This is a genomic window from Roseateles sp. YR242 (genome assembly GCF_900109745.1).
Lineage (GTDB): Bacteria > Pseudomonadota > Gammaproteobacteria > Burkholderiales > Burkholderiaceae_C > Roseateles.
In genome coordinates this window covers 93,858-112,894 of record NZ_FOAV01000010.1, presented here as the reverse complement: position 1 = coordinate 112,894, position 19,037 = coordinate 93,858, and the positions used below count along the sequence as shown (strand labels likewise).

The following is a 19,037-nucleotide window of genomic DNA, read 5'->3' as shown; positions in this document are numbered from 1 at the left end:
CGGATCAGAACTTCGCGCTCAGGCCCACGCGGTAGGTGGTCTCACCCATGAAGGACCAGGCCGGGTAGCCTTGCTTCAGCGATGCACGCAAGGTGGTGTTGGCGCCGGCCGCACCGTACTGCACGTCGTCTTCCTTCAGCAGGTTCACCGCGTCGAAGCTCAGGCGCAGCTTGTCGGTGATGTTCCAGCCCAGGCTCAGGTCCAGGCTGCCGTAGTCGTCATGCATGCGATTGCCGTAGTAGCCGGTCTCGCGAACCATGTACTTGGAACGCCAGTTGTAGGCCAGACGTGCCGAGTAGGTCGAGTTTTCCCAGTAGCCCACCAGGTTCACGTTGTGCCGCGAGGACAGTGTGAACATGTTGAGTTCGTCCTGGTAGCTGGAGGCCGGTGCCTTGGCATCGGTGAAGGTGTAGTTGGCCACCACACCGAAACCATTCGAGAACGCGTGGTTGATCTGCGTCTCGATGCCGTTGATCTTGCCGCCACCGGCATTGATGTAGCGGTTGACCGTCCAGTTGTCCACGCCCGTGTCCGGGCTCACCAGACCAATGGGCTGGTTGACCTGGGTGTCGGTGGTGATGAAGTTGTCGATGGTCTTGTGGAAGAAGCTCAACGACAGCAGGTTGCCACGGTCGTAGTAGTACTCCACGCCCAGGTCGAACTGCTTGGACGACATCGGCTTCAGGCTCGGGCTGCCGTAGTTCACCGTCTCGTTGTTCTGGAGCGTGTCGTTCCAGCCCACGATCGAGCCCGCGAACATGTTGTCGTAGTTCGGGCGGGTGATGGCCTTGGAGGCCGCAAAGCGCAGCAGCGTGTTCTTGTTGAGGTCGTACACCAGGTTCAGGCTGGGCAGCACGTCGTTGTAGGAGGCGCTGTTGCGTTCCTTGACCGTGCTCCAGCCGACGTTTTGCGCCACATCGCCAGTGGCCAGCGGGGAGCCGTCGAAGATGTAGGCCTCGTTGCTGGCCTTGGTGCGGATGTAGCGCAGGCCGAAGTTGCCGTGCAGCGCGTCCTTCTCCAGGGTGAACATGCCGTAGAGCGAGTTGTTCTTTTCCTCGATCTTGCCGTAGCCGCTGCGCGACTCGACCCAGCTCGCCACGTTGGCGTTGGCCAGGGCGAACATGGCATCCAGGTTGGGCTTGGGCACGCTCCAGCCCGGCGTGCCCATGGGCATGGTGCCGCTGTAGAGGCTGGCGGTGTCCGCCGTGATGGGCGTGGCGACGAAGGTGGGACGGTACTCGTCCTTCGTGAACGTGTGCTTGGTGGCGCGCGCACCCGTCTTGAAGGCGGTGATGATGCCCCAGTCCACATCGACGCTCACGTCGAACTGCGCGAAGTCTTCCTGGTCCTTGTTGGGGCCACGGGCGGTGGCCCAGGTCTCGGCGGACGAGGTGGCCGGCAGGTTGGCCAGGGTGACGTCCATGCTCTTGGACGGGGTGATGGAGATCTGGTGGCCGGAGGCATCGGTGGAGCCCGCCCACTTCGGCAGGTTGCCACCGAAGTAGCCGTAGTTGGCGGTCAGCGAAGTGCCGCCGTCAGCCTTGGTGGTGCCGCCGGTGAAGTCGATCTTGAAACCGTCGCCCTTGACCGAGCCCTCGGCCACCACGGTGTCCGAGGTCATCTTGGCAGCGCGGGCCCAGGTCTGCAGGAAGGTGTCGGTGGCATTGGCCGCCGTGGTGGTGCTCTTGATGCACAGGCCGGTATCGGGATTGCGCTGGGTGCAGGCGGTGGGGTCGGCACCGGTGAACAGGTAGTGCGTGGAGTTCAGGCCGTCCGCATCGAATTCCAGGCGGTTGTAGTTCAACCCGAGTTCGATGTTGTTGGTGGGGCGCGCCTGCAGGGTGGCATTGAGCGCGGTGCGCTTGCGCTCCTGGATGAAGGTGCCGGGCGTGACGTCCTCGGACCAGCGGCCATCGGCCTCGATGCCGCGGCGCATGTAGTCGCCCTTCTGGATGGTGCCGGCCACCAGCACGCCAAAGGTCTTGTCGGTGGTGCGCCAGCTGTAGAGCGCAGACGCTTCCTTGTCGCCATCCTTGCTGACGGTGCCCTTGCCGTATTTGACGCTGGCGAAGCCGGTGTTGGCCGCGAGGTCCAGCGGCTTGCGGGTGCGCACGATCACCGTGCCGCCGATGCCGCCTTCGGTCAGGTCGGCCTGCGAGGTCTTGTAGACCTCCATGCCACCGATGAGTTCGGGGGGGAGCAGCGAATAATTGAAGGAGCGGTCAATGGCCTTCTGGTCATACCAGCCGGTGGAGGCCACCGACTGGCCATTCAGCGTGGTGTAGGTCATCTGCGGGTCGGTGCCACGGATGGACACGGACGCGCCCACGCCGAAGTCACGACCGACAGAGATGCCGGGGATGCGACCGAGGGCCTGGCCGACGTCGGAGTCGGGCAGCTTGCCCACGTCCTCGGCAGTGACCGCGTCGACCGTGGCGCTGGCGTTGCGTTTGATGTTGGCCGCAGACTGCAGCGAAGCTCGAATACCGGTCACGACCACCTGGTCCAGCTGGCTGGCCTCGGTGGGTTTGGTCGCCTGGTCGGCTTGCTGCGCCTGCACGGCAAATGCCGCGCTCAGTAGTGTCAGAGACACCGCCGCCGCGATTGGGGTCTTGTTGACCTTCATGAACTGCTCCTCAGTGGCCATGGATCTTTGGCCGGTGATGAAGACTCGGCACCGGACCACGTCACCCTCCCGGAGTGGCATGCAGCTGGCGCCCCCGAATACACCTCTAATACAACCAATGCCATGCCACTATAACGAGCGGTAGTGCCACTTTGCTACCAGTTTCAGGGGCGTGTTTTCCCTGCTGTGGTGGGGGTGCTACCAGGGGGAGGGGCTGGATGTAGGGTTGTCTAGGGGTTTGTCCAGGGGGTGGGGGTGGTGGGGTTGTGGCGGGCGGGAGGGGTTTGCTTGGTCGCTAATTGGTATTAGCGTGGGGGTCGAAGTCGAAGTCGAAGTCGAAGTCGAAGTCGAAGTCGAAGTCGAAGTCGGAGTCGGAGCCGGAGCCGGAGCTGATGCTGATGCTGATGCTGATGCTGATGCTGATGCTGATGCTGATGCTGATGCTGATGCTGATGCCGACGCCGACGCCGACGCCGACGCCGACGCCGACGCCGGCCGGTCAGTCCACCAGCGCCGCCCGCGGCCATCGCCAAGCTCCACCTTGCCCTCCGCAGAAAGCGCCGAGCCGGGAGACATTTGCTCCATGTCCCTCCTGTCCGGCTTCGCCGGCCATTCCTTCCATGACTTCCGCAAACGCCTCCCGGCTCGTCACTTTCCGAACCGCGCTCCAACCACCCTCCCCAAATACCAAAAACAACCGCACCGCACCGCACCGCACCGCACCGAAAGCCCCAGCCCCAGTCCTTGTCCTTGTCCTTGTCCTTGTCCTTGTCCTCGCCCCTTGCCCCTTGCCCCTTGCCCGACCCGACCCGACCCGACCCGACCCGACCCGAGCCGACCCGACCCGAGCCGACCCGACCCGAGCCGACCCGAGCCGACCCGAGCCGAGCCGACCCGAGCCGAGCCGAGCCGGGGCCGAGCCGGAGCCGGAGCCGGAGCGCGTGCATATGCAGCAATGCGCGAGCACATCGTGAGGTCCAGGGTGAGCAAATTGGGTAAGGGTGGGTTTGATGCGCGCGTGCGCTCGCTCCCCACTCACCCAGGCTCAGGAACAATCCATCGATCCATCGATCCATCGATCCAGCGATCCAGCGATCCAGTGGCCGGTGTTGGCGTAGGTGTGGTGTTGGTGGCGGTCTTTGGAAGAGGCGGTGAATTGCTGAGCTGGCGGGTCTCGCGCCATTGCAATGAATGATGGCGAGATGGCATTGAGCGATTGGATTTGCGCGGCTTTCGCACTCGTGCAAGTGAACCCACAAAATTTGTTTGCGGCCAAAAATAGTGGTGCTATAGTCGTGGGCTTGCCTTGGAGGGGTGCCCGAGTGGCTAAAGGGGGCAGACTGTAAATCTGTTGGCTTACGCCTACGCTGGTTCGAATCCAGCCTCCTCCACCAAAGGCAAACTAATGCAGAGATCCGAAGTGGATGCAAAGAACATGTGTTTGATGCATCTGCTTCGTGATTGAAGCGGTAGTGAGAGACGTGAAAAACTCCCGGGCGGGAGTAGTTCAATGGTAGAACCTTAGCCTTCCAAGCTAATGACACGGGTTCGATTCCCGTTTCCCGCTCCACGTTGGAAGTACAGGTGTTGCGTCGGTAGTTGTTGTGTCGATAGTGTCGGCACAGGTTTGTTGATGTTGGTCACCAGTCCTGTGTCGATGCCCATGTGGCTCAGTGGTAGAGCACTCCCTTGGTAAGGGAGAGGTCACGCGTTCGATCCGCGTCATGGGCACCACCTTTTTCCTCTCTATCTGATTTCTCGATCTGATCGCCAGGAGCGCAAGATGGCAAAAGGCAAGTTTGAACGTACCAAGCCGCACGTGAACGTGGGCACGATTGGTCACGTTGACCACGGCAAGACGACGCTGACGGCTGCAATCGCAACCGTTCTGGCGGCCAAGTTTGGCGGCGAAGCCAAGGCCTACGACCAGATCGACGCTGCGCCCGAAGAAAAGGCACGTGGCATCACGATCAACACCGCGCACGTGGAATACGAGACGGCTAACCGCCACTACGCCCACGTTGACTGCCCGGGCCACGCTGACTATGTGAAGAACATGATCACGGGTGCGGCGCAGATGGACGGCGCGATCCTGGTGTGCTCGGCCGCTGACGGCCCGATGCCCCAGACCCGCGAGCACATTCTGCTGGCGCGTCAGGTGGGTGTGAAGTACATCATCGTCTTCCTGAACAAGTGCGACATGGTGGACGACGCCGAGCTGCTGGAGCTGGTGGAAATGGAAGTCCGCGAGCTGCTGAGCAAGTACGACTTCCCTGGCGACGACACCCCGATCATCAAGGGTTCGGCCAAGCTGGCGCTGGAAGGCGACAAGGGCGACCTGGGCGAAGCCGCGATCATGCGTCTGGCCGATGCACTGGACAGCTACATCCCGACGCCTGAGCGCGCTGTGGACGGTGCCTTCCTGCTGCCGGTGGAAGACGTGTTCTCGATCTCGGGTCGTGGCACGGTGGTGACGGGTCGCGTTGAGCGCGGCATCATCAAGGTCGGCGAGGAAATCGAAATCGTCGGTATCCGCGACGTGCAGAAGACCACCGTGACGGGCGTGGAAATGTTCCGCAAGCTGCTGGACCAAGGTCAAGCTGGCGACAACGTGGGCATTCTGCTGCGCGGCACCAAGCGTGAAGACGTTGAGCGTGGCCAAGTGCTGGCCAAGCCGGGCTCGATCAAGCCGCACACGCACTTCACTGCTGAGATCTACGTTCTGAGCAAGGACGAAGGCGGCCGTCACACCCCGTTCTTCAACAACTACCGTCCCCAGTTCTACTTCCGCACGACGGACGTGACCGGTGCCGTGGAGCTGCCGAAGGACAAGGAAATGGTCATGCCTGGCGACAACGTCAGCATCACCGTGAAGCTGATCGCTCCGATCGCCATGGAAGAAGGTCTGCGCTTCGCTATCCGTGAAGGCGGTCGTACCGTCGGTTCGGGTGTCGTGGCAACGATCATCGCCTAATCTTTTGCTGGCATGCGCCCGTCATTCCGACCTGTGTCGGGGTGGCTGGTGCTGACAACTGCTCACCCGTGATTAGCGTCCGGGTGTGCTTCGCTCTTTGAAGGAATAGTCATGTCTACCAAGCAAAAGATCCGTATTCGCCTCAAGGCCTTCGACTACAAGCTGATTGACCAATCGGCTCTGGAAATCGTCGAGACCGCCAAGCGTACCGGCGCCATCGTGCGCGGCCCCGTGCCGCTGCCGACCCACAAGGAACGTTTCGACATCCTGCGTTCGCCGCACGTCAACAAGACCTCGCGCGACCAGTTTGAGATCCGTACCCACCAGCGTCTGATGGACATCATCGACCCGACCGACAAGACGGTTGACGCGCTGATGAAGCTGGACCTGCCGGCTGGCGTGGACGTCGAGATCAAGCTGCAGTAATGCGGTGATCCGGTGGCTTGCCACTGGAGCGCACGTCAAGGGCGACCCTCGGGTCGCCCTTTTTTATTGGGTACCGATCGCCATTTCAATGATTCTGCGAGAACTTTGCGGCGCCTTGATGACGCGAGACGGCAGGAGTGAGGGCAGGGCGCCGATCACAGCTTGCAGCAACTCCAGCTGCGGCGCTATACTCGCCAGCTTTTGCCGCCCAGGGTTTTCCTGTGCGGTGTCGTCGCATCGCGTAAGAGCAGTGTTCGTGGCCTTTACCCACGTCGCGGTTTGAATGTGATGCTTGTCAGCCCGGCCAACCGATGTCGGGTGTGTGAGATGACTATTGACGCAGCAGGCGGTGTCTCCGTCGGGCGTTGAAGGTCAGGAGAAAACCATGAGTCTTAGCAATCGTCTCGGATTGCTGGGCCGCAAGGTTGGCATGATGCGTGTGTTCACGGCAGACGGTGATTCCGTCCCTGTGACCGTGCTGGATGTGTCCAACAACCGCGTGACCCAGATCAAGACCGAAGAAACTGACGGCTACAGCGCCATCCAAGTGACTTACGGCGCACGCAAGGCGTCCCGCGTCTCGAAGCCTGAAGCGGGTCACCTCGCCAAGGCAGGTGTTGAAGCCGGCCAAATCCTGAAGGAATTCCGCGTCGCCGCGGACGTCGCCGCCGAATACAAGGCTGGTGCCGCTGTTCCGGTGACGCTGTTCGCTGAAGGCCAGAAGGTTGACGTGCAAGGCACGTCGATCGGTAAGGGCTTCACCGGCACCATCAAGCGCCACAACTTCCGGTCGCAACGCGCCTCCCACGGTAACAGCCGCTCGCACAACGTGCCCGGCTCGATCTCGATGGCGCAGGACCCTGGCCGTGTGTTCCCCGGCAAGAAGATGTCCGGCCAACTCGGCGACGTCACCGTGACCGTCCAGAACCTGGACGTGGTCCGCATTGACGAAGCGCGTCAGCTGGTGCTGGTGCGCGGTGCCGTTCCTGGCGCGAAGGAAGGATTCGTTGTGATCCATCCCGCCGTCAAGGTCAAGGTCAAGAAAGGAGCTAACTGATGCAGCTCGAGCTCCTCAATGAGCAGGGCCAGGCCACTTCCAAAGTGGACGCTCCGGACACCCTGTTTGCACGCGATTACAACGAAGCCCTGGTTCACCAGGTCGTCGTTGCCTATCAAGCCAACGCCCGCCAAGGCACCCGTGCCCAGCTGACCCGCGCTGAAGTTCGTCACTCGACGAAGAAGCCGTTCCGTCAGAAGGGTACCGGCAACGCCCGTGCTGGTATGACTTCCTCCCCGCTGTGGCGTGGGGGCGGTCGCATCTTCCCGAACAAGCCTGACGAGAACTTCTCGCACAAGCTGAACAAGAAGATGTACCGCGCCGGTATGGCCGCCATCCTGTCGCAACTGGCTCGCGAAGGTCGCCTGGCCGTGGTGGATTCGATCTCGATCGAAGCCCCCAAGACCAAGCTGCTGGCCGCCAAGCTCAAGGGCATGGGTCTGGATCACGTGATGGTGATCGCCGACTCGGTGGATGACAACCTGCTGCTGGCCTCGCGCAATCTGCCCAACGTGCTGATCGTTGAGCCGCGCTATGTCGATCCCGCTTCGCTGGTCTTCTTCAAGAAGGTGCTGGTGACCAAGGCTGCGATCGAGCAACTGAAGGAGATGCTGGCATGAGCGCGCCCAAGTTTGCTGAAGGCCGTCTGGCCAAGGTGCTGCTTGCCCCGATCGTGTCCGAAAAGGCCACGGCTGCCGGCGAAAAGCACAACCAAGTCCTGTTCAAGGTCCTGCGCGACGCCACCAAGCCCGAGATCAAGGCCGCTGTTGAACTGATGTTCAAGGTCGAAGTCGAAGCCGTGAACGTCGTGAACCAGAAGGGCAAGACCAAGCGCTTTGGTGGCCGTCTGGGCCGTCGTGACCACGTCAAGAAGGCGTATGTGTCGCTGAAGGCGGGCCAAGAGCTCAACTTCTCCGGGGAGGCTGCGTAATGGCCGTCGTTAAAGTCAAGCCGACTTCGCCTGGCCGTCGTGGCGTGGTGAAAGTGGTGCACAAGCACCTGCACAAGGGCGCTCCCGAAGCCTCGCTGCTCGAGCCCCAAAAGCAGAACTCCGGCCGTAATAACAACGGTCACATCACGATGCGCCACAAGGGCGGTGGTCATAAGCACCACTACCGTGTGGTGGACTTCCGTCGCAACAAGGACGGCATCCCGGCAAAGGTCGAGCGCATCGAGTACGACCCCAACCGTACGGCTCACATCGCACTGGTGTGCTATGCCGACGGCGAGCGTCGCTACATCATCGCTCCGCGCAACCTCGAAGTGGGTAGCTCGTTGCTGAGCGGCGCAGAAGCCCCGATCAAGGTCGGCAACACCCTGCCTATCCGCAACATCCCCGTGGGTTCGACGATCCACTGCGTGGAAATGCTGCCGGGCAAGGGCGCCCAGATCGCTCGTTCGGCTGGCGCTTCCGCCGTGCTGATGGCGCGTGATGGCACGTACGCTCAGATCCGTCTGCGTTCCGGTGAAGTTCGCCGTGTTCACATCGATTGCCGCGCCACCATTGGTGAAGTGAGCAACGAAGAGCACAGCCTGCGTCAATACGGCAAGGCCGGCGCGATCCGCTGGAAGGGCATCCGCCCGACCGTGCGTGGTACCGCCATGAACCCGGTCGACCACCCGCACGGTGGTGGTGAGGGTCGTACGGGTGAGGGCCAAGCGCCTGTGTCGCCGTGGAACACCCTGACGAAGGGCTACCGTACTCGTAACAACAAGCGCACGCAGACCTTCATCGTCTCGCGTCGCAAGAAGTAAAGGGTAGACCACCATGGCTCGTTCCCTCAAAAAGGGTCCCTTCGTGGACCACCACCTGATGGCCAAGGTCGATAAGGCTGTTGCCATCAAGGACAAGAAGCCCATCAAGACCTGGTCGCGCCGCTCGACGATCCTGCCCGAGTTCATCGGTCTGACGATCGCCGTGCACAACGGCAAGCAGCACGTCCCCGTCTATGTGTCGGACCAGATGGTCGGTCACAAGCTGGGTGAATTCGCACTGACCCGCACCTTCAAGGGCCACCCGGCCGACAAGAAGGCCGGGAAGAAGTAAGGATGGCGACGATGGAAACCAAAGCAATCGTTCGTGGCGTCCGCCTGTCGTTCGATAAGGGCCGCCTTGTGGCAGACCTGATCCGCGGCAAGAAGGTGGAACAAGCGCTGAACATCCTGGAATTCACCCAGAAGAAGGCCGCGCTGATCATCAAGAAGGCGCTGGAATCGGCAATCGCCAATGCTGAGCACAACGACGGTGCCGACATTGACGAGCTGAAGGTCACTTCGATCTATGTGGAGCAAGGCACCACGCTGAAGCGCTTCTCGGCTCGCGCCAAGGGCCGCGGCAATCGCATCAGCAAGCCGACCTGCCACATCTACGTGACCGTCGGCAACTAAGGCTGAAGGAAGACTATGGGACAGAAAATTCATCCGACTGGCTTCCGCCTGCCCGTCACCCGTAACTGGGCGTCGCGCTGGTACGCGAACAACCAGAACTTCGCCACGATGCTGGCTGAAGATCTGAAGGTTCGCGAGTTCCTGAAGGCCAAGCTGAAGAACGCCGCCGTGTCGCGCATTCTGATCGAGCGTCCTGCCAAGAACGCCCGCATCACCATTTACTCGGCGCGTCCGGGCGTGGTGATCGGCAAGAAGGGCGAGGACATCGAGAACCTGAAGGCCGAGCTGACCAAGCGTCTGGGCGTGCCCGTCGCTGTGAACATCGAAGAAGTGCGCAAGCCTGAAATCGATGCTCAGCTGATCGCCGACTCGATCACCCAGCAGCTCGAAAAGCGCATCATGTTCCGCCGCGCCATGAAGCGTGCAATGCAGAACGCGATGCGCCTGGGCGCCCAGGGCATCAAGATCATGTCCGCCGGCCGTCTGAACGGTATCGAAATCGCTCGTACCGAGTGGTATCGCGAAGGTCGTGTGCCCCTGCACACCCTGAAGGCTGACATCGACTACGGCTTCTCCGAAGCCAAGACCACCTACGGCGTCATCGGCGTGAAGGTGTGGGTGTACCGCGGTGACCGCCTGGCCAATGGCGAGGCCCCCGTGATCAACACCCCCGCTGGTGCTGAAGAGGACCGTCGTCCGCGTCGCAACGCTCGTCCGGGTGCCCCGGGTGGTCGTGGCCGTGGCGACAAGCCCGCCGAAGGTGGCGATGCCAAGCCGGCAGCCAAGCGTGTGGTGCGCAAGCCCGCCGCTGGTGAGGCCAAAGGAGAATAAACATGCTGCAACCTGCTCGTCGCAAATACCGCAAGGAGCAAAAGGGTCGTAACACTGGTGTTGCAACCCGCGGCGCTACCGTTGCTTTCGGTGACTTCGGCCTGAAGGCCACCGAACGCGGCCGTATCACGGCTCGTCAGATCGAAGCGGCACGTCGTGCCATCTCGCGCCATATCAAGCGCGGTGGTCGCATCTTCATCCGCATCTTCCCGGACAAGCCGATCTCGCAAAAGCCTGCCGAAGTCCGTATGGGTAACGGTAAGGGTAATCCGGAGTACTACGTGGCTGAGATCCAGCCCGGCAAGGTGCTCTACGAGGTCAACGGCGTTCCTGAAGTCCTGGCGCGCGAAGCGTTCACGCTGGCCGCTGCCAAGCTGCCCCTGCGCTGCACGTTCGTTTCTCGCCAGCTCGGCGCCTGATTGGAGAACACCATGAAAGCATCTGAACTGCGCGCGAAAGACGTGGCTGCCCTGGAAAAGGAAGTTACGGATCTGCTGAAGGCCCACTTTGGTCTGCGCATGCAAAAGGCGACGCAACAACTGTCCGACACCACGGTGCTGGGCAAGACGCGTCGTGACATCGCCCGCGCCAAGACCATCCTGGCCGAGAAGAAGGGAGCCGCGAAATGACGCAAGCTCAAGAAAAGAACACCCGCACCCTGGTCGGTCGTGTGGTCAGCGACAAGCGCGCCAAGACCGTCACCGTGCTGGTCGAGCGCCGTGCCAAGCACGAGCTCTACGGCAAGATCGTGGCCCGTTCCCGCAAGTACCACGCCCATGACGAAAAGGGCGAGTACAAGATGGGCGACGTGGTCGAGATCGCTGAAGGTCGTCCGCTGTCCAAGACCAAGAGCTGGGTGGTAACCCGCCTGGTCGAGAAGGCTCACCTGGTCTGATCGTCGGCGCCGTCAAGGCAATGATCCATCGGAGAGTGGCGGTGCGGCTCCGATGAACAAAAGGCTGGAACACCGGGAAACCGGTGTCCCGGCCTTTTTCTTTTTCCCCGACTCGCAGCGGCTGGTGTGGCCCTGGGGTGTCGGCTTGGTATGAACAAGGAGAGAAGCATGTTGAAAGTTGGCGACCATCTGCCCGCAGGCTCGTTGCAGGAATTCATCGAAGTGGAAGGCGACGGCTGCTCATTGGGCCCGAATACCTTTGATGTCCAGAAGCTGACCGCTGGCAAGACCGTGGCAATCTTTGCGTTGCCCGGTGCCTTCACGCCCACCTGCTCCGCCCAGCATGTGCCGGGCTATGTGGCTGCGGCTGACGAGTTCAAGGCCGCCGGCGTGGACGAGATCTGGTGTGTCTCCGTGAACGACGCCTTCGTGATGGGTGCCTGGGGGCGCGAACAAAAGACCGCTGGCAAGGTCCGCATGATGGCGGACGGCAGCGCCACCTTCACCCAGGCCACCGGCCTGACGCTGGACCTGGTCGCTCGTGGCATGGGCCTGCGCTCGCAGCGCTACTCCATGCTGGTCAAGGACGGCGTGGTGAAGACGCTCAACATCGAGGCGCCTGGCAAGTTCGAAGTCAGCGATGCGGCGACGCTGCTGGCGCAGGCCAAGGCCTGATGCCACGGCAGCCATGGCTTCATTGAAAGCCCATGGTTGACAGGCGGAGAATGCCCCAGGCATAATCCGCTGCTTCGCCGAAGTGCGGTTTTTGCTGTGTTCAACAACGCAGCCACTGTGGATGTTTCCACCGGGGCTGCAGCGATGACAACAACAGTAAAAGCCATCCACAGTGCGGCACTCATCAGTCAAGAGGTCCTCCACGGATCTTCTCCAACGCTGATGAATGCAGCACTTGCTTCGGTTCTCGGTTTCTTGCCCAAGCAGGCCAGACGCGGGTCGCGGCATCAAGCGACAAGTGAATGGCTTACGGGCCCAAGACTGACCGCTCTGGATGGCTGCGATGGTCGCAGTTGCCTGAACGGGAAAAGTTGGGGACAGACATGATCCAAATGCAATCGCGACTCGACGTCGCGGACAACACTGGCGCCAAGTCCGTCATGTGCATCAAGGTGCTGGGTGGTTCCAAGCGCCGTTATGCCCATATTGGCGACATCATCAAGGTCAGCATCAAGGAAGCCGCTCCGCGTGGCCGCGTCAAAAAAGGCGAGGTTTACAACGCAGTAGTGGTTCGCACCGCCAAGGGCGTGCGCCGTCAAGACGGCTCCCTGGTCAAGTTCGACGGCAATGCCGCCGTGCTGCTGAACGCCAAGCTGGAGCCCATCGGCACCCGCATCTTCGGCCCGGTCACGCGTGAACTGCGTACCGAGCGCTTCATGAAGATCGTGTCGCTGGCGCCTGAGGTGCTCTGAGCACCGCACAGACAGAGGTATTGCCAATGAACAAGATCCGCAAAGGCGACGAGGTCATCGTCCTGACCGGCCGCGACAAGGGTAAGCGCGGCACTGTGTCGCTGCGAGTCGATGCTGACCACGTGGTGGTCGACGGCATCAACATCGTCAAGAAGCATGTCAAGCCCAACCCCCTGAAGGGCACGACTGGTGGCATCGTCGATAAGGCGATGCCCATCCACCAATCCAACGTGGCGATCTTCAACGCTGCGTCCGGCAAGGCCGATCGCGTGGGCATCAAGCTCTCGACCGACGGCAAGCGGGTACGCGTGTTCAAGTCGACCGGCGAAGAGATCAAGGCTTAAGAGGTTAGACATGGCTCGTTTGCAAGCGTTTTATCGCGAGAAGGTCGTGCCCAGCCTGACCGAGAAGTTCGGCTACAAGTCCGTGATGGAAGTGCCGCGCATCACCAAGATCACCCTGAACATGGGCGTGAGCGAGGCTGTTGCCGACAAGAAGGTCATGGATCACGCTGTGGGCGATCTGACGAAGATCGCCGGCCAAAAGCCCGTGGTCACGAAGTCGAAGAAGGCTATCGCCGGCTTCAAGATCCGTGACGGCGTGCCTATCGGTTGCATGGTGACCCTGCGCGGCGCCCAGATGTATGAATTCCTGGACCGTTTCGTGACCGTGGCGCTGCCGCGTGTTCGTGACTTCCGCGGGATCTCTGGTCGCTCGTTCGATGGTCGTGGCAACTACAACATCGGCGTCAAGGAACAGATCATCTTCCCCGAAATCGAATACGACAAGGTGGATGCTCTGCGTGGTCTGAACATCAGCATCACGACGACGGCCAAGTCGGACGACGAAGCCAAGGCTCTGCTGGCTGCGTTCAAGTTCCCGTTCAAGAACTGAGGTGACCTGTGGCAAAACTCTCGATTAAGCAACGTGAGCTGAAGCGCGCCCAACTGGTCGCCAAGTACGCGAAGAAGTACGAGGAACTGAAGGCCATCATCAACGACAGCAAGAAGTCGGATGAAGAGCGCTACCTCGCCCGCCTGGAGCTGCAAAAGCTGCCTCGCAACGCCAACCCCACCCGCCAGCGCAACCGCTGCGAGCTGACCGGTCGCCCCCGTGGCACGTTCCGCAAGTTCGGCCTGGCCCGTAACAAGATTCGTGAGCTGGCCTTCAAGGGCGACATCCCCGGTGTCGTCAAGGCCAGCTGGTAATCGGCAGGTTTAGGAGATTTCGTATGAGCATGAGTGATCCTATCGCCGATATGCTGACCCGCATTCGCAACGCCCAGAGCGTTGAGAAGGCCAGCGTCGTGATGCCTTCTTCGAAGCTGAAGGTCGCGATCGCCAAGGTCCTGAAGGATGAAGGCTATATCGACGATTTCGCGGTGCGTGGCGATGCAGCCCGTCCCGAGCTCGAAATTGCGCTGAAGTATTACGCCGGTCGTCCGGTGATCGAGCGCATCGAGCGCGTGAGCCGTCCTGGCCTGCGCATCTACAAGGGCCGCCACGACATTCCCCAGGTCCAAAATGGCCTGGGCGTGGCGATCGTCACCACGCCCAAGGGTGTGATGACTGACCGCAAGGCACGTCAAGCCGGTGTCGGCGGCGAAGTGCTTTGCTACGTCGCCTAAGCGCAAGGAGAGACAGACAATGTCCCGCGTAGGAAAAATGCCGGTCGTCGTCCCGCAAGGCGTGGAAGTGACGATCGCCGCTGACAAGATCAGCGTCAAGGGCGCCCAAGGCACCCTGTTCGTGGCCGTCAACCCGCTGGTGACGGTGAAGTTTGAAGGCGGCAAGCTGACCTTCGTCCCGAACAACGACTCGGCTGAAGCCGATGCGATGAGCGGCACGATGCGCGCCTTGCTGGCCAACATGGTCAACGGTGTCAGCAAGGGCTTCGAAAAGAAGCTGAACCTGGTTGGCGTGGGCTTCCGTGCCCAGGCCCAAGGTCAAAAGCTGAACCTGCAGATCGGCTTCTCGCACCCGGTCGTGAAGGACATGCCCGCCGGCATCAAGGTGGAATGCCCGACACAGACGGAAATCTTGATCAAGGGCGCGGATCGCCAAGTGGTGGGTCAGTTGGCCGCTGAAGTGCGCGCCATCCGTCCGCCGGAGCCTTACAAGGGCAAGGGCATCCGTTACGCCGACGAAAAGGTCTCTCTCAAAGAGACCAAGAAGAAGTAAGGAGCCGCGCCATGCTGAACAAGAAGGAACAACGCCTGCGTCGTTCGCGCCAAACGCGTGCTCGCATTGCGCTGCAGCGCGTGGCCCGTCTGACGGTCTTCCGCTCGAATCTGCACATCTACGCCTCGGTGATTTCCGAAGACGGTCAGCGCGTGCTGGCCAGCGCTTCGACCGCCGAAAAGGAAGTGCGCGCTCAACTGGGCGCCGCTGGCAAGGGTGGCAACGTGGCCGCTGCCACGCTGATCGGCAAGCGTATTGCCGAAAAGGCGAAGGCTGCTGGCGTCGAGAAGGTGGCGTTCGATCGCGCCGGCTTTGCGTACCACGGCCGAGTCAAGGCCCTGGCAGAAGCCGCTCGCGAGGCTGGCCTCCAGTTCTGACGCACAAAGGATTAAGAAATGGCAAAGTTTCAACCCCGCGCTCAGACCGAAGGCAATGACGACGGCCTGAAGGAAAAGATGATTGCGGTCAACCGCGTCACCAAGGTGGTGAAGGGCGGCCGCACGCTGTCCTTCGCAGCACTGACGGTGGTCGGTGACGGCGATGGTCGCATCGGTATGGGCAAGGGCAAGGCCAAGGAAGTGCCCGTGGCCGTGCAAAAGGCGATGGAATCTGCCCGTCGCAACATGATCAAGGTGCAACTGCGCAACGGCACCATCCAGCACAACGTGGTGGGTGAGCACGGTGCCGCGCACGTGATCATGGCGCCGGCTCCCGCTGGTACTGGCGTCATCGCCGGTGGCCCGATGCGTGCCGTGTTCGAAGTGATGGGTGTGACCGACATCGTGACCAAGAGCCACGGTTCGACCAACCCGTACAACATGGTTCGTGCCACGCTGGACGCGCTCAAGCGCTGCTCCACGCCTGCCCAAGTGGCAGCCAAGCGCGGCAAGACTGTTGAAGAGATCTTCAACTGATTGCCGGGAGATCGAGATGTCTGACAAGAAAACTCTGACGGTCAAGCTGGTTCGCAGCCCTATCGGTTGCCGTGCTTCCCACCGTGCCACGGTGACTGGCCTGGGCCTTCGCAAGCTCAACAGCACCAGCACGCTGGAAGACACGCCCGCAGTGCGCGGCATGATCAACAAGATCGCCTACCTCGTGCAGGTGCTGTAAGCGCCGGCACGAATCGAGGAAAAACATGCAACTCAATACCATCAAGCCTGCCGCTGGTGCCAAGCACGCCAAGCGTCGCGTGGGCCGTGGCATCGGCTCTGGTCTGGGCAAGACGGCTGGTCGTGGTCACAAGGGTCAGAAGTCGCGTGCCGGTGGCTTCCACAAGGTCGGCTTCGAAGGCGGTCAAATGCCGCTGCAACGTCGCCTGCCCAAGCGTGGCTTCAAGTCGCTGGCTCGTCCCTACAACGCTGAAGTGACGCTGTCGGAACTGCACGCGCTGACGTCCGAAGAGATCGACCTGCTGACGCTGAAGGCCGTGGGCCTGGTGTCCGAACTGGCCAAGACGGTCAAGGTCATCAAGTCGGGCGAGATCAGCCGCAAGGTGACCCTCAAGGGTCTCGGCGCGACTGCAGGTGCCAAGGCCGCCATTGAGGCAGCCGGCGGTTCCGTCGCTTAATCAGTCACAGGACTAGGCAACAGTGGCAAGCAACGCATCCCAGTTGGCCAAGAGCGGCAAGTTCGGCGACCTGCGTCGTCGGCTCGTCTTCCTGTTGCTGGCGTTGGTCGTGTACCGCATCGGGGCCCATATCCCCGTGCCCGGTATCGATCCGAACCAGCTGCAGCAGCTGTTCAAGGGTCAGCAGGGCGGGATCCTGAGCCTGTTCAACATGTTCTCGGGCGGTGCGCTGTCGCGCTTCACCGTCTTCGCGCTGGGCATCATGCCCTACATCTCGGCCTCCATCGTCATGCAGTTGATGACGTATGTGGTGCCGAGCCTGGAAGCGCTGAAGAAGGAAGGCGAGGCTGGCCGCCGCAAGATCACGCAATACACCCGCTACGGGACGCTCGGTCTGGCCATCTTCCAGAGCCTGAGCATCGCGTTTGCGCTGGAGAGCTCTCCAGGTCTGGTGCTGAGCCCGGGCTTCGGCTTCCGGCTCACGACCGTGACCAGCCTGGTGGCCGGCACGATGTTCCTGATGTGGCTGGGTGAGCAGATCACCGAGCGTGGTCTGGGCAACGGCATCTCCATCCTGATCTTCGGTGGTATCGCTGCAGGTCTGCCGGGTGCAGTGGGTGGTTTGCTGGAGTTGGTGCGCACCGGTTCGATGAGCATCTTCTCGTGCCTGATCGTCATTGCCATCATTGCCGCAGTGACCTTCCTGGTGGTGTTCGTGGAACGTGGCCAGCGCAAGATCCTGGTCAACTACGCGAAGCGCCAGGTCGGGAACAAGGTGTATGGCGGTACGAGCTCGCACCTGCCGCTGAAGCTGAACATGTCTGGCGTGATCCCGCCGATCTTCGCGTCGTCGATCATCCTGCTGCCGACCACGTTGGTCAGCTGGTTTGCGACGGGTGACAGCATGCGCTGGTTGAAGGACATCTCGGACGAACTCCGTCCTGGCCGTCCCATCTACGTGATGCTGTACTCCGCTGCGATCGTCTTCTTCTGCTTCTTCTACACGGCGCTGGTCTTCAACAGCCGTGAGACTGCAGACAACCTGAAGAAGAGTGGCGCGTTCATCCCGGGTATCCGTCCTGGCGATCAGACGGCTCGGCATATCGACAAGATCCTGTCCCGGCTCACGCTGGCAGGGGCGGTGTATATCACCGGCGTGTGCCTGCTGCCTGAGTTCCTGACGCTGAAGTACAACGTACCGTTCTATTTTGGTGGCACGTCACTGCTGATCATCGTGGTGGTCACGATGGACTTCTGGGCTCAGGTCCAGTCCTACGTGATGAGCCAACAGTATGAGTCGCTGCTGAAGAAGGCCAGTTTCAAGGCCAACTGAAGCCGCAGGGCCCAGTCATTAACAGAGAGACCCTCTCCCGCATGGCGCTGGAGGTGAGCGAAAGATGATGTCATCCGACGCAAGCTGTCGAGTCGAGTGGGAAAGTGGTCAACGTACGATTTGAGTCGTGCTCGCATCGTGTTCCGGGCGAAGTGAGCTTTATAGCAACCCCCCGGATCAACGCTGATTGAGCGCAAAGTTAGGTCAAGGAGCAGACCATGAAAGTTTCGGCATCCGTCAAGAAGATGTGCCGCAATTGCAAGATCATCCGTCGCAATGGCGTGGTGCGTGTGATCTGTACCGATCCGCGCCACAAGCAGCGTCAAGGCTGATTGGCACCACCAAAGCGAATTAGAGGACGCACATGGCACGTATTGCTGGCATCAACATTCCGCCGCACAAGCACACCGAGATCGGTCTGACTTCGATCTACGGCATTGGCCGTACGACCGCGCAGAAGATCTGCACGACTTGTGGCATTCCGTTTGACAAGAAGGTCAAGGACCTGAACGACTCCGATCTGGAAAAGATTCGTGAGGAAGTCGGCCGCATGACCATCGAAGGCGACCTGCGTCGCGAGATGTCCATCAACATCAAGCGGTTGATGGATCTGGGTTGCTATCGTGGCTTCCGCCATCGCCGCGGCCTGCCGGTGCGCGGTCAGCGTACCCGCACGAATGCCCGTACCCGCAAGGGTCCGCGCAAGTCGGCGGCTACTGGCAAGAAGTAATCGCGGCAACTGAAGAAAGCTCACCATGGCAAAAGCACCCAATAACTCGGCTGCCCAGCGCGTTCGCAAGAAGGTTCGGAAGAACGTTGCCGACGGCATCGCCCACGTCCACGCCTCCTTCAACAACACCATCATCACGATCACCGATCGTCAAGGTGGTGCGCTGTCCTGGGCCTCGTCGGGCGGTCAGGGCTTCAAGGGCTCCCGCAAGTCCACCCCCTTCGCTGCCCAGGTGGCTGCCGAAGTGGCGGGCCGCGCTGCTCAAGAACAAGGCATCAAGAACCTGGACGTGAAGATCAAGGGCCCCGGCCCCGGTCGTGAATCGTCGGTTCGCGCGCTGGCTGCACTGGGCATCCGGATCAACTCGATCTCGGACGTGACCCCGGTGCCGCATAACGGCTGCCGTCCCCAAAAGCGCCGCCGTATCTAAGGCTGTTGCGCTGGATTGCACCAGACCGGCTGGTTTGGTGCCATAATTTCGGATTCATTTCCGATGCTGCCGGCTGGTGTTTAGCACCAGTCGGCCGTTTTGCTGAGGTGACGCGGTAAGGCGGGTCTGTGCACAAGTACAGGTTCACCGGGCCGGTCACCGATGCTTAA

28 protein-coding genes and 3 tRNA genes are annotated in these 19,037 nt (G+C 61.1%); 30 read left to right on the top strand and 1 reads right to left on the bottom strand.

Annotated elements, in window-relative coordinates; genetic code table 11:
- Positions 1-4: 4 nt before the first annotated feature.
- On the bottom strand, positions 5-2,626 hold the full coding sequence (locus BMY53_RS18150; RefSeq protein WP_092947975.1) for a TonB-dependent receptor: 2,622 nt from the start codon (positions 2,624-2,626) through the stop codon (positions 5-7).
- A 1,308-nt stretch (positions 2,627-3,934) separates the two neighbouring features.
- On the opposite strand from BMY53_RS18150, the gene BMY53_RS18140 reads away from it, so the two are divergent.
- The 30 genes from BMY53_RS18140 to rpsK all read left to right on the top strand — a co-directional run bounded on the left by BMY53_RS18140 (position 3,935) and on the right by rpsK (position 18,867).
- A tRNA-Tyr gene (locus BMY53_RS18140) sits at positions 3,935-4,020 on the top strand.
- A gap of 102 nt (positions 4,021-4,122) precedes the next feature.
- Positions 4,123-4,196: transfer RNA gene (locus BMY53_RS18135), tRNA-Gly, on the top strand.
- Between the two features lie 89 nt (positions 4,197-4,285).
- Positions 4,286-4,360, top strand: a tRNA-Thr gene (locus BMY53_RS18130).
- A 49-nt stretch (positions 4,361-4,409) separates the two neighbouring features.
- On the top strand, positions 4,410-5,600 hold the full coding sequence (tuf, locus tag BMY53_RS18125; protein WP_092947892.1) for an elongation factor Tu: 1,191 nt from the start codon (positions 4,410-4,412) through the stop codon (positions 5,598-5,600).
- A 111-nt stretch (positions 5,601-5,711) separates the two neighbouring features.
- The gene (gene rpsJ, locus BMY53_RS18120; RefSeq protein ID WP_092947891.1) at positions 5,712-6,026 is read left to right on the top strand and encodes a 30S ribosomal protein S10; all 315 of its coding nucleotides are present in this window, start codon (positions 5,712-5,714) and stop codon (positions 6,024-6,026) included.
- Positions 6,027-6,411: 385 nt separating this feature from the next.
- Entirely contained in the window at positions 6,412-7,083 is a 672-nt protein-coding gene (rplC, locus tag BMY53_RS18115; RefSeq protein ID WP_092947890.1) for a 50S ribosomal protein L3, read from the top strand.
- Positions 7,083-7,703 carry a 50S ribosomal protein L4 gene (gene rplD / locus BMY53_RS18110; RefSeq protein ID WP_092947889.1) on the top strand — a complete coding sequence of 207 codons (621 nt, stop codon included), beginning with the start codon at positions 7,083-7,085 and terminating at the stop codon, positions 7,701-7,703. Before rplC ends, rplD begins: the two co-directional genes overlap by 1 nt.
- Positions 7,700-8,014 (top strand): 50S ribosomal protein L23, encoded by a 315-nt coding sequence (rplW, locus tag BMY53_RS18105; protein WP_058933597.1) that lies wholly within the window; start codon positions 7,700-7,702, stop codon positions 8,012-8,014. Before rplD ends, rplW begins: the two co-directional genes overlap by 4 nt.
- Positions 8,014-8,838 carry a 50S ribosomal protein L2 gene (rplB, locus tag BMY53_RS18100; protein ID WP_092947888.1) on the top strand — a complete coding sequence of 275 codons (825 nt, stop codon included), beginning with the start codon at positions 8,014-8,016 and terminating at the stop codon, positions 8,836-8,838. The genes rplW and rplB overlap by 1 nt, the downstream gene beginning before the upstream one ends.
- A gap of 13 nt (positions 8,839-8,851) precedes the next feature.
- Positions 8,852-9,130 carry a 30S ribosomal protein S19 gene (gene rpsS, locus BMY53_RS18095; RefSeq protein ID WP_058933599.1) on the top strand — a complete coding sequence of 93 codons (279 nt, stop codon included), beginning with the start codon at positions 8,852-8,854 and terminating at the stop codon, positions 9,128-9,130.
- A gap of 11 nt (positions 9,131-9,141) precedes the next feature.
- The gene (gene rplV, locus BMY53_RS18090; RefSeq protein WP_092947974.1) at positions 9,142-9,471 is read left to right on the top strand and encodes a 50S ribosomal protein L22; all 330 of its coding nucleotides are present in this window, start codon (positions 9,142-9,144) and stop codon (positions 9,469-9,471) included.
- Positions 9,472-9,486: 15 nt separating this feature from the next.
- A complete protein-coding gene (gene rpsC, locus BMY53_RS18085) occupies positions 9,487-10,302 on the top strand; it encodes a 30S ribosomal protein S3 (protein ID WP_092947887.1) in 816 nt (271 codons plus the stop codon).
- Positions 10,303-10,304: 2 nt separating this feature from the next.
- A complete protein-coding gene (rplP, locus tag BMY53_RS18080; RefSeq protein ID WP_092947886.1) occupies positions 10,305-10,721 on the top strand; it encodes a 50S ribosomal protein L16 in 417 nt (138 codons plus the stop codon).
- 12 nt (positions 10,722-10,733) lie between these two features.
- Positions 10,734-10,931, top strand: a complete 198-nt coding sequence (rpmC, locus tag BMY53_RS18075; RefSeq protein WP_088454501.1) for a 50S ribosomal protein L29 — start codon at positions 10,734-10,736, stop codon at positions 10,929-10,931.
- Complete coding sequence (gene rpsQ / locus BMY53_RS18070) at positions 10,928-11,197, top strand: 30S ribosomal protein S17 (RefSeq protein WP_092947885.1); 270 nt, start codon at positions 10,928-10,930, stop codon at positions 11,195-11,197. Before rpmC ends, rpsQ begins: the two co-directional genes overlap by 4 nt.
- A 168-nt stretch (positions 11,198-11,365) precedes the next feature.
- Entirely contained in the window at positions 11,366-11,872 is a 507-nt protein-coding gene (locus BMY53_RS18065; RefSeq protein WP_092947884.1) for a peroxiredoxin, read from the top strand.
- A gap of 383 nt (positions 11,873-12,255) precedes the next feature.
- Positions 12,256-12,624, top strand: coding sequence for a 50S ribosomal protein L14 (gene rplN, locus BMY53_RS18060; RefSeq protein ID WP_058933605.1), 369 nt, complete (start codon positions 12,256-12,258; stop codon positions 12,622-12,624).
- 26 nt (positions 12,625-12,650) lie between these two features.
- The gene (gene rplX / locus BMY53_RS18055) at positions 12,651-12,968 is read left to right on the top strand and encodes a 50S ribosomal protein L24 (protein ID WP_092947883.1); all 318 of its coding nucleotides are present in this window, start codon (positions 12,651-12,653) and stop codon (positions 12,966-12,968) included.
- Positions 12,969-12,978: 10 nt separating this feature from the next.
- Positions 12,979-13,518 carry a 50S ribosomal protein L5 gene (gene rplE / locus BMY53_RS18050; RefSeq protein WP_092947882.1) on the top strand — a complete coding sequence of 180 codons (540 nt, stop codon included), beginning with the start codon at positions 12,979-12,981 and terminating at the stop codon, positions 13,516-13,518.
- An 8-nt stretch (positions 13,519-13,526) separates the two neighbouring features.
- Positions 13,527-13,832, top strand: a complete 306-nt coding sequence (gene rpsN / locus BMY53_RS18045) for a 30S ribosomal protein S14 (protein ID WP_058933608.1) — start codon at positions 13,527-13,529, stop codon at positions 13,830-13,832.
- A 23-nt stretch (positions 13,833-13,855) separates the two neighbouring features.
- The gene (gene rpsH / locus BMY53_RS18040) at positions 13,856-14,251 is read left to right on the top strand and encodes a 30S ribosomal protein S8 (RefSeq protein ID WP_092947881.1); all 396 of its coding nucleotides are present in this window, start codon (positions 13,856-13,858) and stop codon (positions 14,249-14,251) included.
- A 19-nt stretch (positions 14,252-14,270) separates the two neighbouring features.
- Positions 14,271-14,804, top strand: coding sequence for a 50S ribosomal protein L6 (gene rplF / locus BMY53_RS18035; RefSeq protein WP_092947880.1), 534 nt, complete (start codon positions 14,271-14,273; stop codon positions 14,802-14,804).
- Between the two features lie 11 nt (positions 14,805-14,815).
- Positions 14,816-15,181, top strand: coding sequence for a 50S ribosomal protein L18 (gene rplR, locus BMY53_RS18030; RefSeq protein WP_092947879.1), 366 nt, complete (start codon positions 14,816-14,818; stop codon positions 15,179-15,181).
- 18 nt (positions 15,182-15,199) lie between these two features.
- A complete protein-coding gene (gene rpsE / locus BMY53_RS18025; RefSeq protein WP_092947878.1) occupies positions 15,200-15,718 on the top strand; it encodes a 30S ribosomal protein S5 in 519 nt (172 codons plus the stop codon).
- Between the two features lie 16 nt (positions 15,719-15,734).
- The gene (gene rpmD / locus BMY53_RS18020; RefSeq protein ID WP_092947877.1) at positions 15,735-15,917 is read left to right on the top strand and encodes a 50S ribosomal protein L30; all 183 of its coding nucleotides are present in this window, start codon (positions 15,735-15,737) and stop codon (positions 15,915-15,917) included.
- Positions 15,918-15,942: 25 nt separating this feature from the next.
- Complete coding sequence (rplO, locus tag BMY53_RS18015; RefSeq protein WP_092947876.1) at positions 15,943-16,374, top strand: 50S ribosomal protein L15; 432 nt, start codon at positions 15,943-15,945, stop codon at positions 16,372-16,374.
- Between the two features lie 22 nt (positions 16,375-16,396).
- On the top strand, positions 16,397-17,707 hold the full coding sequence (secY, locus tag BMY53_RS18010) for a preprotein translocase subunit SecY (protein ID WP_092947875.1): 1,311 nt from the start codon (positions 16,397-16,399) through the stop codon (positions 17,705-17,707).
- A gap of 218 nt (positions 17,708-17,925) precedes the next feature.
- Positions 17,926-18,039 (top strand): 50S ribosomal protein L36, encoded by a 114-nt coding sequence (rpmJ, locus tag BMY53_RS18005; RefSeq protein WP_058933616.1) that lies wholly within the window; start codon positions 17,926-17,928, stop codon positions 18,037-18,039.
- Positions 18,040-18,071: 32 nt separating this feature from the next.
- Positions 18,072-18,437 carry a 30S ribosomal protein S13 gene (gene rpsM, locus BMY53_RS18000; protein WP_067065203.1) on the top strand — a complete coding sequence of 122 codons (366 nt, stop codon included), beginning with the start codon at positions 18,072-18,074 and terminating at the stop codon, positions 18,435-18,437.
- Positions 18,438-18,462: 25 nt separating this feature from the next.
- Complete coding sequence (gene rpsK, locus BMY53_RS17995) at positions 18,463-18,867, top strand: 30S ribosomal protein S11 (protein ID WP_056194196.1); 405 nt, start codon at positions 18,463-18,465, stop codon at positions 18,865-18,867.
- Positions 18,868-19,037 lie beyond the last annotated feature (170 nt).

What these genes read in the sequence shown, in the direction of transcription:
- BMY53_RS18150 (WP_092947975.1), bottom strand. Translation starts at nt 2,626, where the DNA reads ATGAAGGTCAACAAGACCCCAATCGCGGCGGCGGTGTCTCTGACACTA.
- tuf (WP_092947892.1), top strand. Translation starts at nt 4,410, where the DNA reads ATGGCAAAAGGCAAGTTTGAACGTACCAAGCCGCACGTGAACGTGGGC.
- rpsJ (WP_092947891.1), top strand. Translation starts at nt 5,712, where the DNA reads ATGTCTACCAAGCAAAAGATCCGTATTCGCCTCAAGGCCTTCGACTAC.
- rplC (WP_092947890.1), top strand. Translation starts at nt 6,412, where the DNA reads ATGAGTCTTAGCAATCGTCTCGGATTGCTGGGCCGCAAGGTTGGCATG.
- rplD (WP_092947889.1), top strand. Translation starts at nt 7,083, where the DNA reads ATGCAGCTCGAGCTCCTCAATGAGCAGGGCCAGGCCACTTCCAAAGTG.
- rplW (WP_058933597.1), top strand. Translation starts at nt 7,700, where the DNA reads ATGAGCGCGCCCAAGTTTGCTGAAGGCCGTCTGGCCAAGGTGCTGCTT.
- rplB (WP_092947888.1), top strand. Translation starts at nt 8,014, where the DNA reads ATGGCCGTCGTTAAAGTCAAGCCGACTTCGCCTGGCCGTCGTGGCGTG.
- rpsS (WP_058933599.1), top strand. Translation starts at nt 8,852, where the DNA reads ATGGCTCGTTCCCTCAAAAAGGGTCCCTTCGTGGACCACCACCTGATG.
- rplV (WP_092947974.1), top strand. Translation starts at nt 9,142, where the DNA reads ATGGAAACCAAAGCAATCGTTCGTGGCGTCCGCCTGTCGTTCGATAAG.
- rpsC (WP_092947887.1), top strand. Translation starts at nt 9,487, where the DNA reads ATGGGACAGAAAATTCATCCGACTGGCTTCCGCCTGCCCGTCACCCGT.
- rplP (WP_092947886.1), top strand. Translation starts at nt 10,305, where the DNA reads ATGCTGCAACCTGCTCGTCGCAAATACCGCAAGGAGCAAAAGGGTCGT.
- rpmC (WP_088454501.1), top strand. Translation starts at nt 10,734, where the DNA reads ATGAAAGCATCTGAACTGCGCGCGAAAGACGTGGCTGCCCTGGAAAAG.
- rpsQ (WP_092947885.1), top strand. Translation starts at nt 10,928, where the DNA reads ATGACGCAAGCTCAAGAAAAGAACACCCGCACCCTGGTCGGTCGTGTG.
- BMY53_RS18065 (WP_092947884.1), top strand. Translation starts at nt 11,366, where the DNA reads ATGTTGAAAGTTGGCGACCATCTGCCCGCAGGCTCGTTGCAGGAATTC.
- rplN (WP_058933605.1), top strand. Translation starts at nt 12,256, where the DNA reads ATGATCCAAATGCAATCGCGACTCGACGTCGCGGACAACACTGGCGCC.
- rplX (WP_092947883.1), top strand. Translation starts at nt 12,651, where the DNA reads ATGAACAAGATCCGCAAAGGCGACGAGGTCATCGTCCTGACCGGCCGC.
- rplE (WP_092947882.1), top strand. Translation starts at nt 12,979, where the DNA reads ATGGCTCGTTTGCAAGCGTTTTATCGCGAGAAGGTCGTGCCCAGCCTG.
- rpsH (WP_092947881.1), top strand. Translation starts at nt 13,856, where the DNA reads ATGAGCATGAGTGATCCTATCGCCGATATGCTGACCCGCATTCGCAAC.
- rplF (WP_092947880.1), top strand. Translation starts at nt 14,271, where the DNA reads ATGTCCCGCGTAGGAAAAATGCCGGTCGTCGTCCCGCAAGGCGTGGAA.
- rplR (WP_092947879.1), top strand. Translation starts at nt 14,816, where the DNA reads ATGCTGAACAAGAAGGAACAACGCCTGCGTCGTTCGCGCCAAACGCGT.
- rpsE (WP_092947878.1), top strand. Translation starts at nt 15,200, where the DNA reads ATGGCAAAGTTTCAACCCCGCGCTCAGACCGAAGGCAATGACGACGGC.
- rpmD (WP_092947877.1), top strand. Translation starts at nt 15,735, where the DNA reads ATGTCTGACAAGAAAACTCTGACGGTCAAGCTGGTTCGCAGCCCTATC.
- rplO (WP_092947876.1), top strand. Translation starts at nt 15,943, where the DNA reads ATGCAACTCAATACCATCAAGCCTGCCGCTGGTGCCAAGCACGCCAAG.
- rpmJ (WP_058933616.1), top strand. Translation starts at nt 17,926, where the DNA reads ATGAAAGTTTCGGCATCCGTCAAGAAGATGTGCCGCAATTGCAAGATC.
- rpsM (WP_067065203.1), top strand. Translation starts at nt 18,072, where the DNA reads ATGGCACGTATTGCTGGCATCAACATTCCGCCGCACAAGCACACCGAG.
- rpsK (WP_056194196.1), top strand. Translation starts at nt 18,463, where the DNA reads ATGGCAAAAGCACCCAATAACTCGGCTGCCCAGCGCGTTCGCAAGAAG.